General features: G+C 53.2%; 15 protein-coding genes. 2 read left to right on the top strand and 13 right to left on the bottom strand.

The genetic code is table 11. From position 1 onward, the window contains the following. Positions 1-121 precede the first annotated feature (121 nt). The 10 genes from pcm to cysD form a co-directional block, all read right to left on the bottom strand. Entirely contained in the window at positions 122-748 is a 627-nt protein-coding gene (gene pcm, locus E4Z61_RS21740; RefSeq protein ID WP_135324525.1) for a protein-L-isoaspartate O-methyltransferase, read from the bottom strand. Then, on the bottom strand, positions 742-1,503 hold the full coding sequence (surE, locus tag E4Z61_RS21735; protein ID WP_135324524.1) for a 5'/3'-nucleotidase SurE: 762 nt from the start codon (positions 1,501-1,503) through the stop codon (positions 742-744). Before surE ends, pcm begins: the two co-directional genes overlap by 7 nt. After that, the gene (gene truD / locus E4Z61_RS21730; RefSeq protein ID WP_135324523.1) at positions 1,484-2,533 is read right to left on the bottom strand and encodes a tRNA pseudouridine(13) synthase TruD; all 1,050 of its coding nucleotides are present in this window, start codon (positions 2,531-2,533) and stop codon (positions 1,484-1,486) included. The genes surE and truD overlap by 20 nt, the downstream gene beginning before the upstream one ends. After that, positions 2,530-3,009: a 2-C-methyl-D-erythritol 2,4-cyclodiphosphate synthase gene (gene ispF / locus E4Z61_RS21725; protein WP_096755920.1), complete on the bottom strand. Its 480-nt coding sequence runs from the start codon at positions 3,007-3,009 to the stop codon at positions 2,530-2,532. Before ispF ends, truD begins: the two co-directional genes overlap by 4 nt. A gap of 51 nt (positions 3,010-3,060) precedes the next feature. Next, positions 3,061-3,771 (bottom strand): 2-C-methyl-D-erythritol 4-phosphate cytidylyltransferase, encoded by a 711-nt coding sequence (gene ispD, locus E4Z61_RS21720; protein WP_135324522.1) that lies wholly within the window; start codon positions 3,769-3,771, stop codon positions 3,061-3,063. An 18-nt stretch (positions 3,772-3,789) separates the two neighbouring features. Then, on the bottom strand, positions 3,790-4,101 hold the full coding sequence (ftsB, locus tag E4Z61_RS21715) for a cell division protein FtsB (RefSeq protein ID WP_003034163.1): 312 nt from the start codon (positions 4,099-4,101) through the stop codon (positions 3,790-3,792). 218 nt (positions 4,102-4,319) lie between these two features. Next, positions 4,320-4,643, bottom strand: coding sequence for a DUF3561 family protein (locus tag E4Z61_RS21710; protein WP_135324521.1), 324 nt, complete (start codon positions 4,641-4,643; stop codon positions 4,320-4,322). Positions 4,644-4,692: 49 nt separating this feature from the next. After that, a complete protein-coding gene (gene cysC / locus E4Z61_RS21705) occupies positions 4,693-5,298 on the bottom strand; it encodes an adenylyl-sulfate kinase (RefSeq protein ID WP_135324520.1) in 606 nt (201 codons plus the stop codon). Beyond that, entirely contained in the window at positions 5,298-6,725 is a 1,428-nt protein-coding gene (cysN, locus tag E4Z61_RS21700) for a sulfate adenylyltransferase subunit CysN (protein ID WP_135324519.1), read from the bottom strand. Before cysN ends, cysC begins: the two co-directional genes overlap by 1 nt. Before the next feature lie 9 nt (positions 6,726-6,734). Next, positions 6,735-7,643: a sulfate adenylyltransferase subunit CysD gene (cysD, locus tag E4Z61_RS21695; protein ID WP_003034152.1), complete on the bottom strand. Its 909-nt coding sequence runs from the start codon at positions 7,641-7,643 to the stop codon at positions 6,735-6,737. Between the two features lie 463 nt (positions 7,644-8,106). On the opposite strand from cysD, the gene E4Z61_RS21690 reads away from it, so the two are divergent. Continuing rightward, entirely contained in the window at positions 8,107-9,144 is a 1,038-nt protein-coding gene (locus E4Z61_RS21690) for an aminopeptidase (RefSeq protein ID WP_135324518.1), read from the top strand. Between the two features lie 53 nt (positions 9,145-9,197). Here E4Z61_RS21690 and cysH read toward each other — a convergent pair whose 3' ends face one another. The 3 genes from cysH to cysJ are packed head-to-tail and all read right to left on the bottom strand — an operon-like array spanning position 9,198 to position 13,455. Beyond that, the gene (gene cysH / locus E4Z61_RS21685) at positions 9,198-9,932 is read right to left on the bottom strand and encodes a phosphoadenosine phosphosulfate reductase (RefSeq protein WP_135324517.1); all 735 of its coding nucleotides are present in this window, start codon (positions 9,930-9,932) and stop codon (positions 9,198-9,200) included. Positions 9,933-9,943: 11 nt separating this feature from the next. Further along, on the bottom strand, positions 9,944-11,656 hold the full coding sequence (cysI, locus tag E4Z61_RS21680) for an assimilatory sulfite reductase (NADPH) hemoprotein subunit (protein WP_135324516.1): 1,713 nt from the start codon (positions 11,654-11,656) through the stop codon (positions 9,944-9,946). After that, entirely contained in the window at positions 11,656-13,455 is a 1,800-nt protein-coding gene (cysJ, locus tag E4Z61_RS21675; RefSeq protein WP_135324515.1) for an NADPH-dependent assimilatory sulfite reductase flavoprotein subunit, read from the bottom strand. Before cysJ ends, cysI begins: the two co-directional genes overlap by 1 nt. Positions 13,456-13,760: 305 nt before the next feature. On the opposite strand from cysJ, the gene queD reads away from it, so the two are divergent. Beyond that, positions 13,761-14,123 (top strand): 6-carboxytetrahydropterin synthase QueD, encoded by a 363-nt coding sequence (gene queD, locus E4Z61_RS21670; protein WP_135324514.1) that lies wholly within the window; start codon positions 13,761-13,763, stop codon positions 14,121-14,123. The last annotated feature ends 6 nt before the right edge of the window (positions 14,124-14,129 follow it).

Below are 14,129 nucleotides of genomic sequence, written 5' to 3'. Positions count from 1 at the left end.
CATTTATCCCCCAGGAAAAAATTGGTTAAAACCCATGACGTAATCACCGTGCAAGGCATCGTCACAATACGCTTACCTGTTCCAGAATATCCAGGAAAACTCCGGTATTCAGAACCTGTATCTACGCTAATTCCCCTTTCACTAAAGGAACGAAGCGTACGGCTTCCACGGTATCGATAATAAATTCGTCTCCCCGGCGACGCACCCGTTTCAAATACTGGTGTTCATCGCCCACGGGTAAGACGAGAATGCCGCCTTCATCCAACTGCATCATTAATGCCGTTGGGATCTCAGGTGGCGCTGCCGTAACAATGATAGCGTCAAACGGGGCTCGCGCCTGCCAGCCTTGCCATCCATCACCATGACGGGTTGAAACATTATGTAAATCAAGCTGCTTCAGGCGGCGACGCGCCTGCCATTGCAAGCCTTTAATGCGCTCAACGGAGCACACATGCTGCACCAGATGCGCCAGAATCGCCGTCTGGTAGCCAGAGCCAGTACCAATTTCCAGCACGCGTGATTGCGGCGTCAATTCAAGCAACTCGGTCATACGCGCGACCATATAAGGCTGAGAAATCGTCTGCCCCTGGCCAATTGGCAGGGCAATATTTTCCCAGGCCTTATGTTCAAACGCCTCATCAATAAATTTTTCACGCGGCACGGCGGCGAGCGCATCCAGGACAAGCTCATCTCTGATGCCCTGCGCACGTAATTGTTCAAGAAGAGTGTGTACGCGTCTGCTTACCATTGCGTGTCGACTCCCACGCTGTTTAACCAGTCAGAAACCACCTGATGCGCGCCGTATGCGGTTAAATCGACATGCAGTGGCGTGACAGAAACATAGCCTTCATCGACGGCAGCAAAGTCCGTATCCGGCCCGGCATCGCATTTTTCACCCGGTGGCCCAATCCAGTACAGCGTATTACCACGCGGGTCCTGCTGCGGGATCACCTGATCCGCCGGATGACGACTACCGCAGCGAGTGACACGAATGCCTTTAATCTGATCCAGCGGCAAGTCCGGTACGTTGATATTCAGAATACGCCCGGTGCGCAGCGGTTCGCGGCTGAGCGCCCGTAAAATACGGCAGGTTATCGCGGCAGCAGTATCGTAGTGTTTATGACCATCAAGAGAAACCGCCAGCGCGGGAAAGCCCAAGTGACGACCTTCCATCGCCGCCGCAACGGTTCCGGAATAGATGACATCATCGCCCAGATTAGGGCCTGCATTAATCCCGGAAACCACGATGTCCGGACGCGGGCGCATTAAAGCGTTCACACCCAAATAGACGCAGTCAGTAGGCGTGCCCATTTGCACGGCGATATCGCCATTTTCAAAGGTAACGGTGCGAAGCGAGGATTCCAGGGTCAGCGAGTTAGACGCGCCACTGCGGTTACGATCTGGGGCAACCACCTGTACGTCAGCAAACTCACGCAGCGCTTTCGCCAGCGTTTGTATACCAGGTGCGTGGACCCCATCATCGTTACTCAGCAATATACGCATAATCACCCATTGTGTTAATAAGTTCCCTTACTACACTGGTGGCAAAGCTACCTGCCGGTAGCCAGAAGCGTAACTCAACAGTTACGTCATCCCACCAGTTCCAGCTTAATTGTTGTGGATACAGCAGCATAGCGCGACGCGACGCGTCTACTTTCTCGCGCAATAATAAAGACTGCAGCACGCTTTCTTCGGCAATGGAGGCCTGTTCAAACGCCAGCGCATCGCGCTGAGTTCCCCACTCACCGCTGCCCGGTAATGCCGCTGTGATCATCAATTCTTTATCATCGACGCGACGCTGCAATTCAGCCTGCTCTTCCTGTGTCGCAACAAACCAACTTCCGCGTCCAGACAATTGTAGCGCATCGCCGTCAACAACTTGATTAAAGTCTGTTTTTTTCAATCGTTCACTGACTATCTGATTAAACAACGCGCTGCGGGCTGCCGACAACCAAAAACTGCGTTTATTGCGATCGCGCACCGGCGCATCGCTTTGTGCCCAGCGCAACGCGCCTTGCAGGTTGCTGCCGCCAATGCCAAAACGTTGAGCGCCAAAATAGTTCGGCACGCCGCGCTCGCTAATGGCCTGCAAACGCGCTTCAACGTCTTCGCGCGCGCTGACTTCGCGCAGCACCAACGTAAAGTCGTTACCTTTCAGGGCACCTAAACGCAGCTTACGCTTGTGACGGGCGTACTCCAGTACTTTACAGCCTTCAAGCTCAAATTTGCTTAAATCAGGCATGACATTGCCCGGTACGCGCGCGCACAGCCACTGTTCGGTGACCGCATGCTTATCTTTTTGCCCGGCGAAGCTGACTTCACGTGCATGAATTTTCAGAAATTTTGCCAGCGCATCCGCCACAAAACGAGTGTTACACCCGTTCTTCAGGATGCGTACCAGAACGTGCTCACCTTCGCCGTCCGGCTCGAAGCCTAAATCTTCGACCACCACAAAATCTTCAGGATTCGCTTTCAATAACCCACGACCCTGCGGTTTGCCGTGGAGATACGTCAGATTGTCAAACTCTGTCATTTTGCTGCCTTTATGAGTAACGCCACCGCTTCACAGGCGATCCCTTCCCCACGCCCGGTAAAACCGAGTTTCTCCGTGGTGGTGGCTTTAACGTTAACATCATCCATATGACAGCCGAGATCTTCGGCAATAAACACGCGCATTTGTGGGATGTGCGGCAGCATCTTCGGCGCCTGAGCAATAATAGTGACATCCACATTACCAAGCGTATAGCCTTTAGCCTGAATACGCCGCCAGGCCTCACGTAATAATTCGCGGCTGTCAGCGCCTTTAAATGCCGGGTCAGTGTCCGGGAACAGTTTACCGATATCGCCCAGCGCCGCCGCGCCCAGCAGCGCGTCAGTCAGCGCATGTAACGCGACATCGCCATCAGAATGCGCCAACAGTCCCTTTTCGTACGGGATGCGCACGCCACCAATGATAATTGGCCCTACGCCACCAAAGGCGTGTACGTCAAAACCGTGTCCAATTCGCATTATGCATTCTCCTGATATACACATCATCCTTAAAGCCGCCTCTTTGCAGCGTTAATGATTTTGTGTCTCGGTTATTCGGGTCAGATAAAATTCCGCAAGTGCCAGATCTTCCGGACGGGTAACTTTAATATTATCAGCGCGTCCTTCGACAAGCTGCGGGTGAAAGCCGCAATATTCCAGCGCCGAGGCCTCATCGGTAATGATCGCGCCTTCGTTGAGCGCCCGGGTCAGGCAGTCGTGCAACAGCTCGCGAGGGAAAAACTGCGGCGTCAATGCGTGCCATAAATCGGTGCGTTCGACCGTATGGGCAATGTCTGTCTTGCCGGGCTCCGCGCGTTTCATCGTATCGCGCACCGGTGCTGCCAGGATCCCACCAATACGGCTGGTTTCACTTATTGCCAGCAATCGGGATAAATCATCCTGATGCAGGCACGGCCTGGCGGCATCATGCACCAGCACCCAGCGGGCATTCCCGGCGGCTTGCAAACCAGCCAGCACCGAATCGGCACGCTCATTACCACCATCCACTACGGTGATTTGCGGGTGCACAGCAAGTGGAAGTTGAGCAAAGCGGCTGTCGCCAGGGCTGATTGCAATGACGACATGCGTCACCCGGGGATGCGCCAGTAGCGCAGCAACCGAGTGTTCAAGAATGGTTTTATTGCCGATGGAGAGATACTGCTTAGGACACTCCGATTGCATACGGCGGCCAAATCCGGCAGCCGGTACCACGGCGCAAACGTCCAATAAAGTGGCTGCCATGTTAAATCCTTGGCTGGTTTATCGATTGTTTTGCCCTGCAGTCTGCGCGCGTTTAGACGCGTCAGGCACCAGACGATAAAATGTTTCGCCCGGCTTAGTCATGCTGAGTTCATTGCGAGCACGCTCTTCAATCGCTTCCTGACCGCCATTGAGATCGTCAATTTCGGCGAACAGCTGATCGTTACGCGCTTTAAGTTTCGCATTTGTAGCTTGCTGCGCAGCCACATCATCGTTGACGCGGCTATAGTCATGTATGCCGTTCTTACCGAACCACAGCGAATACTGAAGCCAGACCAATAAAGCCAGCAACAGCAGCGTTAGTTTACCCATCCTGCCCCCTGAAAAACGGCATCATCATCCCATAACTTCCGCAGACGACTCTCCGTCTGCAGGCGGGAATACCGCGACAACGCGGGCAAATGTACCACATTTGCCCGTTGTTACGTATACCCCGTGTAAGGAGAACATAATCTCATTGTTGGTTACGGTTTGAATTATGACCACCCCGAATTCAGCATCAGTAGCCATGTAAAGAGGAGGGATATAGCCTAGCCCAGCAGCCACATAAACAACGCCCCGAACATCAGCCCCACCGTCAGCAGGGTAAACATAATGCTCAGGAACAGGCGTCCATTCATTAACGAGTGCAGGGCAATACCCGCCACGATCGCAACGGGCAGCAACGCCAGGAAAAACGGCCAGGTATAGATGAAGAAAAACAGCGTGTTAGGGCCATACATAAGACATGGAATTCCCAGAGCCAGCAACCACGCAACAAAACCGACCACGGCACCCGGTAGTGACCAGGTGGTTTCATCGTCGGTTTTGAAGGTGTCTGACTCTGTAATAGTAATGTTATGGCTGTTACGCATATCTAATCCTGTGACCTTGACTGACCGGGCATACAAGTCCGGTGGTGTCTCAGGATCTGATAATATCTTGCTGCCTCAGCAGGTCTAATAATTGAGGGATCAAATTTGTTACCAATTGTTCGCCATCCAGATGAATCTCTGGCGATTCAGGCGCTTCGTACACAGCGTCAATTCCGGTGAAATTACGCAATTCACCGGCCCGCGCTTTTTTATACAGCCCTTTCGGATCGCGTGATTCACATGTTGCCAGCGGCGTATCGACAAACACCTCGATAAATCGTCCCTCGCCAACGCGTTCGCGGACCATTTGCCGCTCCGCGCGATGCGGGGAAATAAATGCCGTCAGCACCACCAGCCCGGCATCCACCATCAGGTTAGCCACTTCACCAACCCGGCGAATGTTCTCTTTGCGATCGGCGTCGCTAAAGCCAAGATCGCTGCACAGGCCGTGACGCACGTTGTCGCCATCCAGCAGATAAGTACTGACGCCCAAATTGTACAGCGCTTCTTCCAGCGCACCCGCCACCGTCGATTTACCGGAACCCGAGAGCCCGGTAAACCACAGCACAACACCACGATGCCCGTGGCGTTGCTCCCGCTGTTGCGGCGTAACGGGATGGGCATGCCAGACGACGTTTTCGTCATGCAGCGCCATCACTTTCCTCCCAGCAAATCACGAGCGTTCCAGTGTGGGAAGTGCCGACGCACCAGCGCATTGAGTTCCAGTTCAAACGCGCTAAACGGGAATGTCGTTGCCTGTTCCTGCTCGATTGGCTCGCGGATCAACCCCGCGCCAACGGTGACGTTGGTAAGACGGTCAATAATAATCAGTCCGCCCGTCACCGGGTTATGCTGATACGTGTCCAGCACCAGCGGTTCATCAAACGTCAAATTAACCAGGCCAATACCGTTCAGCGGCAACGCGTCAACTTCACGCTGGGTCAGGTTGTTAATATCGACCTGATATTGCACGCTATCCACACGTGCCCGCGTCTTCTTGCCCGCGACTTTGATGTCATAGCTCTGGCCTTCCGATAGCGGTTGTTCCGCCATCCACACCACGTCAACGGTGGCATGTTGTACCGCAGGCAATACTTCGCAAGCATCCAACAGCAAGTCGCCCCGGCTGATGTCGATTTCATCTTTCAGCACCAGGGTAATTGCTTCACCCGCATGCGCTTCCTGTAAGTCGCCATCAAACGTGACGATCCGCGCGACGCTTGACTCAACGCCGGACGGCAGCACCTTGACGCGTTGTCCTACCTTCACGCTACCAGAGGCCAGGGTTCCGGCATAGCCGCGAAAATCCAGGTTAGGCCGGTTCACATATTGCACCGGGAAGCGCATCGGCTGAGTCTCAACAGCACGCTGGATCTCTACCGTCTCCAGTACTTCCAGTAGCGTCGGGCCGCTATACCAAGGCATATTCGCGCTCTGAGAGGCCACGTTGTCGCCTTCCAGCGCAGAAAGCGGCACAAAGCGAATGTCCAGATTGCCCGGCAGTTGTTCAGCAAAGGTCAGATAATCTTCGCGAATACGGGTGAATGTCTCTTCGCTGAAGTTCACCAGATCCATTTTGTTGATCGCCACCACCAAATGTTTGATCCCCAACAGCGTAGAGATAAAGCTGTGGCGACGGGTCTGATCGAGCACACCTTTACGCGCATCGATCAGCAGGATCGCCAGATCGCAAGTGGACGCACCGGTTGCCATGTTACGGGTGTACTGCTCATGCCCGGGAGTATCGGCAATAATAAATTTGCGCTTCTCGGTGGAGAAATAACGATAGGCCACGTCGATGGTGATGCCCTGCTCACGCTCGGCCTGCAGCCCGTCAACCAGCAGCGCCAGATCCAGTTTCTCGCCTTGGGTGCCATGACGTTTGCTGTCATTATGCAGCGATGAGAGCTGATCTTCGTAAATCTGCCGCGTGTCGTGCAGCAAACGACCGATCAGTGTACTTTTCCCGTCATCCACACTACCGCAGGTTAAAAAACGCAGCAGGCTTTTGTGTTGCTGGGCAACCATCCAGGCTTCAACGCCGCCTTCATTAGCAATTTGTTGTGCAAGTGTCGTGTTCATGGCGGCTCCTTAGAAATACCCCTGACGTTTCTTCAGCTCCATGGAGCCCGCCTGGTCGCGATCAATCACGCGGCCCTGACGTTCACTGGTGGTTGAGACCAGCATCTCTTCGATGATTTCCGGCAGCGTCTGCGCGTTTGATTCCACGGCGCCGGTAAGCGGCCAGCAGCCGAGCGTGCGGAAACGCACCATGCGTTTTTTGATCACTTCACCAGGCTGCAGATCGATCCTGTCATCATCGATCATCATCAACATGCCGTCGCGTTCAAGCACCGGGCGCTCCGCTGCCAGGTACAGCGGCACAATATCGATATTTTCCAGCCAGATGTACTGCCAGATATCCTGTTCAGTCCAGTTGGACAGCGGGAATACGCGAATGCTTTCGCCTTTGTTAATCTGACCGTTGTAGTTGTGCCACAGCTCCGGACGCTGGTTTTTCGGGTCCCAGCGATGAAAGCGATCGCGGAAAGAGTAAATACGCTCTTTGGCACGCGATTTCTCTTCATCACGACGAGCACCACCAAACGCGGCGTCAAAACCGTACTTGTTCAACGCCTGCTTCAGCCCTTCCGTTTTCATGATGTCAGTATGCTTGGCGCTGCCGTGGACAAACGGGTTAATCCCCATCGCCACCCCTTCTGGGTTTTTATGCACCAGCAGCTCGCAGCCGTAGGCTTTCGCCGTACGGTCACGGAACTCATACATCTCGCTGAATTTCCAGCCGGTATCCACATGCAGCAACGGGAACGGCAGCGTGCCGGGATAAAACGCTTTGCGCGCCAGATGCAGCATTACGCTGGAGTCTTTACCGATGGAATACATCATCACCGGATTAGAAAACTCGGCGGCCACCTCACGAATAATATGGATGCTTTCCGCTTCCAGTTGCCGCAGATGGGTAAGTCGTTTTTGATCCATAACCGTTCCTATGTAATGCCGTTATTGTTCTAACGATGCTCAGATAACTCGACTATAGGGAGGGCATGAGAGCGAATGAAATTACGAATTGGAATGAGTAGTTCCTCAAAGGAATAACGATCTGGAAAAGCAAATATCAAAAAGTGCTTAAACCACCGAATTTCGGGCATTTAGGAGCAATTGAAATTGTTTTACCCCGATCGCAGTTTCATACTAGCGGGTAAAAATTTATGCTTGATATTCAGAGCCTATCCCATTAGGCGTACATTGTTGCAGTCAGTTTGAATACGAACAGCGCGGAACAACCGGAGCGTACATGCAGTACGTGAGGATGATTCGCTTCGCTCACCCTTCGGGCCGCCCTGAAGGGCGTTCAAAACCCTGCAGGGTTTTGTGTGAGCACTGCCCGGATACAAAATGACAAATAAAATAGCCTAATGGGATAGGCTCTTAAGGACTCACTATGTATTTCGCATTGCGCCACCTTCCTGCTGCCCTGGCGCTCGGCGCGTGCTTTATCCTTCCCGCACAGGCAACATCTTCGAAGCCTGGAGATATCGCAAATTCCCAGGCTCGATATATCGCAACGTTTTTCCCAGGCCGCGTGACGGGCTCTCCGGCAGAAATGTTATCTGCTGATTATTTACGTCAGCAATTTCAGCAGATGGGCTACAGCAGTGATATTCGGACGTTTAATAGCCGTTATGTTTATACCGCCAAAGATAATCGTAAAAACTGGCATAACGTAACGGGAAGTACCGTAATTGCAGCACATGAAGGCAAAGCGCCGCAGCAGATTATTATTATGGCGCACCTCGACACTTACGCCGCACAGAGCGATGCCGATTCCGATGCCAATCTGGGTGGATTAACACTGCAGGGTATCGACGATAATGCCGCCGGTCTGGGCGTAATGCTGGAGCTGGCAGAAAAACTTAAAAATGTCCCGACGCAATACGGCATTCGCTTTATCGCCACCAGCGGTGAGGAAGAAGGCAAACTTGGTGCGGAAAATGTGCTCAAGCGAATGAGCGCGGCAGAGAAGAAAAATACGCTGCTGGTGATCAATCTCGATAACCTGATCGTCGGCGATAAGCTCTATTTCAACAGCGGGAAAAAGACACCGGAAGCGGTTCGCAAACTCACGCGCGACCGGGCGCTGGCTATCGCGCATAGCCGCGGTATTAAGGCTACGACCAATCCGGGTCTGAACAAGGACTATCCGAAAGGAACAGGATGTTGTAACGACGCGGAAGTTTTCGACAAAGCGGGAATTTCCGTGCTTTCCGTTGAAGCAACCAACTGGAACCTGGGAAAAAAAGACGGCTACCAACAACGCGCCAAAACCGCTTCTTTCCCAGCAGGCAACAGCTGGCACAACGTACAGCTGGATAACCAGCAGCATATCGACAAGGCACTGCCTGGCCGCATTGAACACCGCAGCCGTGACGTGGTACGCATTATGCTGCCGCTGGTAAAAGAGCTGGCGAAGGCAGGTTAATACACAAGTACAATGCCCGGTAGAATCCAGATTTTACCGGGCGTGTTACCCCATTACCCTTCGTGCAGCCCGCACTCGCGTTTAAGTCCAAAGAAGCGTGTCTCTTCTTCCGCCATGCCAGGTTCCCATTTACGGGTGGTATGGGTATCACCCACCGACAGATAGCCCTGCTCCCACAGCGGGTGGTACTTCAGCCCGTGTTGCTGCAGATACTGGTACACCGTGCGGTTGTCCCAGTCGATGATCGGCAACAGTTTGAACACACCACGCTGGATAGCCAGCACCGGCAAATGGGCGCGGCTACCGGACTGTTCACGGCGCAGACCGGCAAACCAGGTTTGCGCATTGAGTTCTTGCAGCGCACGATTCATCGGTTCGACTTTGTTGATGTCATTGTATTTCTCAATGCCTTCAACGCCCTGCTCCCACAGTTTGCCATAGCGCGCTTCTTGCCAGGCGGCGCTCTCTTTTGCCCGGTAGACCTGCAGATTGAGTTTGAGCTTGTCCGTTAATTCATCAATAAACTGATAGGTTTCCGGGAACAGATAGCCCGTATCGGTCAGGATCACCGGAATATCCGGGCGGATCTGACTCACCAGATGCAGACTGACCGCCGCCTGAATACCAAAGCTTGAGGAAAGCACATAGTCACCGGGAAGATTTTCCAGCGCCCATACCACGCGATCTTGCGCGCTCAGCTTTTCCAACTGGCTATTAGTTTGTGCCAGTGCCATGACGCGCTCAACTTTTGGCATTTCGTTCAGCGTGTTTAGATCGAGTACGGACATAGTTACCTCGTTTATTCCCACAAATCCCGGGCGGGATCGAGCACCGGGCGAATAATGCCCGCACGCACCGTAAAGTCGCCAAAGCCTTCATCCGCTTCACGCTCTTTAGCCCAGCGCCCAATCAGTTCATCCAGGGTGGCCAGAATTTCCGGCTCGGTGATATTCTCTTTGAACATCCGTGGAATGCGCGTCCCGATACGGTTACCGCCCAGGTGCAGGTTGTAACGTCCCGGCGCTTTCCCAATCAGACCGACTTCTGCCAGCATGGCGCGACCGCACCCGTTCGGGCAACCCGTAACGCGCAGCACAATGTTTTCATCGCTCAACGCATATTTCGCCATCAGCACGTCAATGCTATCGATAAACGTTGGCAGGAAGCGTTCGGCTTCCGCCATCGCCAACGGACAGGTTGGGAACGACACGCAAGCCATCGAGTTTTCGCGCTGCGGAGTAACGGCATTCATTAAGCCGCTCTTCTGCGCAATCTTCTCAATCTTCGTCTTATCACTTTCCGGCACACCAGCAATGATCAGGTTCTGGTTGGCGGTAATACGGAACTCGCCTTTATGGATCTTCGAGATCTCCAGCAGACCCGTTTTCAGCGGACGTCCCGGATAATCCAGAATACGCCCGTTCTCAATAAACAGCGTCAGGTGCCATTTATTGTCGATCCCTTTCACCCAGCCGATACGATCACCGCGACCGGTAAACTCATACGGGCGGATCGGTTCAAATTTGATGCCCGCACGGCGCTCCACTTCTGCCTTGAAGGTCTCTACGCCGACGCGCTCCAGTGTGTATTTGGTTTTAGCGTTTTTGCGGTCAGTACGATTACCCCAGTCACGCTGGGTGGTCACCACCGCTTCCGCGACGGCCAGCGTATGCTCCAGCGGCAGATAGCCAAATTCACTGGCGGTACGCGCGTAGGTTTTCTTGTTACCGTGTTCAATAGACAAACCACCGCCCACCAGCAGGTTGAAGCCCACCAGTTTGCCGTTTTCTGCCACTGCGACGAAGTTCATGTCGTTGGCATGCAGATCGATGTCATTCTGCGGCGGAATAACCACCGTAGTTTTGAATTTACGCGGCAGATAGGTTTGACCGAGAATCGGTTCCTCATCCGTCGTGGCGACCTTTTTCTGATCCAGCCAAATCTCTGCATACGCACGGGTGCGCGGTAGAAGATGTTCAGAGATCTTCTTCGCCCACTCGTAAGCTTCCGCGTGCAATTCGGACTCATACGGGTTGGAGGTACACAACACGTTACGGTTCATGTCATTGGCGGTCGCCAGCGCGTCCAGGCCGACCGAGTTCAGCATCTGATGCACCGGCTTGACGTTCTTCTTCAGAATGCCGTGAAACTGAAAGGTCTGACGGTTGGTCAGGCGGATGCTGCCGTAAATAGTATTGTCATGGGCAAACTTATCGATCGCCTGCCACTGCTTCGTGGTGATGACCCCGCCTGGCAGACGGCAGCGCAGCAGCATCGCGTGACGCGGCTCCAGCTTCTGCTCAGCACGTTCCGCACGAATATCACGGTCATCCTGCTGGTACATACCGTGAAAACGGATCAGCAGAAAGTTATCACCTTTAAAACCGCCAGTGAGGCCATCATTTAAATCTTCGGCAATGGTGCCGCGCAGGTAGTTGCTCTCTACCTTCATACGCTCGGCGTCCGTCAGTTTGCCTTCGACCACCAGTGGGCCAGGATGTTTTTCGCTCATTAGTAGACATCTCGCTGATAACGGCGCTCTACGCGCAGCTCACTTAAAAATTCGTCCGCCGTTTCGACGTCCATACCGCCGAATTCGGCAATCACTTCCAACAAAGCCTGCTCAACGTCTTTCGCCATACGATTGGCGTCACCGCAGACATAAATGTGCGCACCGTCATTAATCCAGCGCCACAGTTCCGCACCCTGTTGGCGCAGTTTATCTTGTACGTAGACTTTTTCTTTTTGGTCGCGTGACCAGGCGAGATCGATACGGTTCAGAACGCCCTCTTTGACGTAGCGCTGCCATTCCACCTGATACAGAAAATCTTCAGTAAAGTGCGGGTTGCCAAAGAACAGCCAGTTTTTGCCCGCTGCTTCATCTGCCGCACGCTGCTGCATAAAAGCGCGGAACGGTGCGATGCCGGTGCCCGGGCCAATCATAATCACCGGTGTTTCCGGGTTGGCTGGCAGACGGAAGTTGTCGTTGTGCTCGATAAACACGCGCACTTCGCCCTCTTCTTCCACGCGGTCGGCAAGGAAGCTCGACGCACCACCGGCACGCGCGCGGCCTTCAACATCAAAGCGTACGGCGCCGACAGTCACGTGAACTTCGCTTTCCACTTCCGCCTGCGAGGACGCAATCGAGTACAGGCGTGGCGTCAGCGGACGCAGCAGACCAATTAATGCTTCTGCGTCCAGTTGTGCCGGAGAAAAGCGCAGCATATCGACGATTGGTGTCGTAGTGGCATAGTGTTGCAACTGCGCTTTATCCCCCACCAACGGCAGTAACGTTTCACTGCGCGTTAAGGTGGCATAGTTCTCAACGATATTGGCGGTGTTCACCGTCAGCTCGAAGTGCCACTGCAGCACTTCGGTAAGCGGCAATAATTTCCCGTCGACCGTGACCGGTTCATCACCTTTCAGCCACAGCAATTCAACAATTTCTTTGACCAGAGCAGGATCGTTTTGATACCAAACGCCTAGCGCGTCACCCGGCTGATAACGCAGGCCGGAATCGCCGAGATCGATTTCAATATGACGCACGTCTTTTTCGGAATCACGGCCGGTGATTTTCTGGTTCACCGCAAGCGTTGCGGATAACGGTGCTTCTTTGGTGTATGGGCTGGTGTGTACTTCATTTACCGCACCGCTCGCCACAGCTTGTACAAAAGGTGCCGAAGGCGCTCGTGCTTTTAGCACCTCAACCAGACGGGCACGCCACTGCGCGGCTGCGGCCTGATATTCGACATCGGCATCCACGCGATCGAGTAGACGTTCACCGCCAAGCTCCGCCAGTTTGCTGTCGAAGTCTTTTCCAGACTGGCAGAAAAATTCGTAGGACGTATCACCGAGGCCAAAGACGGCGAAGGCGGTGTTATCGAGTTTCGGCGCTTTTTTAGAGGACAGAAACTTATGCAACGCCACCGCTTCTTCCGCCGGCTCACCTTCTCCCTGCGTTGAGGCCACCACGACCAACAGTTTCTCATTGGCAATATTTTTGAATTTATAGTCGCCAGCATTGATCAGGGTGACGTTAAGCTTCGCCGCAATGAGATCGTCACGCAGGGCTTCTGCCACACGACGCGCATTACCCGTTTGCGAGGCGGAGATAAGCGTAATCCCCGGCATTTCAGCAACTGGTGCAGGAACCACTGCATTTGCACCCGGCTGCTGATTCAGCACGCCCCAGAAATAGCCTGAAACCCACGCAAGCTGCGAGGGAGTAAGATCGGTCGTGGCCGCCTGAAGGCGTGCCAGCTGCTCCGGGTTTAACGGGAGCAAAGCGGAAGGTGGGGCCTGTGTCGTCATACGTTGTCATGTTCCAGTAAGCAAAGCGGATTTCAGCAATAAAACCCAAACTGAAGATAAGGTTAACGGCGAGGATAGTAACAATTAAAGAAGGGATGGAAATAACAAATAACCAAATGGACTAACCTGTTTTAGTTATAGTCATTAACGACAAAAACGATTTAATAAACCCATGATATATAAATAGTTATTAAACATTAACAGCGTAAATATGGCGTTCTGATGCTTAGCGCCCTTTTAACTAATGATAAAAATTGTACTTTACGGTACCCTACGGCGGTTTTTTGCTTTCTTGAGAATAAATAATGTCCACCACCTTGTTTAAAGATTTCACCTTCGAAGCCGCTCACCACCTGCCGCACGTACCGGAAGGGCATAAGTGTGGCCGTCTGCATGGTCACTCATTTATGGTGCGTCTTGAAATTACCGGTGAAGTCGATCCACATACTGGTTGGATCATCGATTTTGCTGAGTTAAAAGCGGCGTTTAAACCCACTTACGACAGGCTTGATCACTACTACCTGAACGATATCCCCGGTCTGGAAAATCCAACCAGCGAAGTGCTGGCACAATGGATTTGGGATCAGGTAAAACCTGTTGTGCCTCTGCTGAGCGCAGTCATGGTGAAAGAGACCTGCACGGCAGGCTGCGTCTATCGCGGGGAATGATTTTAT

Source organism: Citrobacter tructae, assembly GCF_004684345.1.
Taxonomy (GTDB): domain Bacteria; phylum Pseudomonadota; class Gammaproteobacteria; order Enterobacterales; family Enterobacteriaceae; genus Citrobacter; species Citrobacter tructae.
This window is presented reverse-complemented; position numbering and strand designations above follow the sequence as displayed.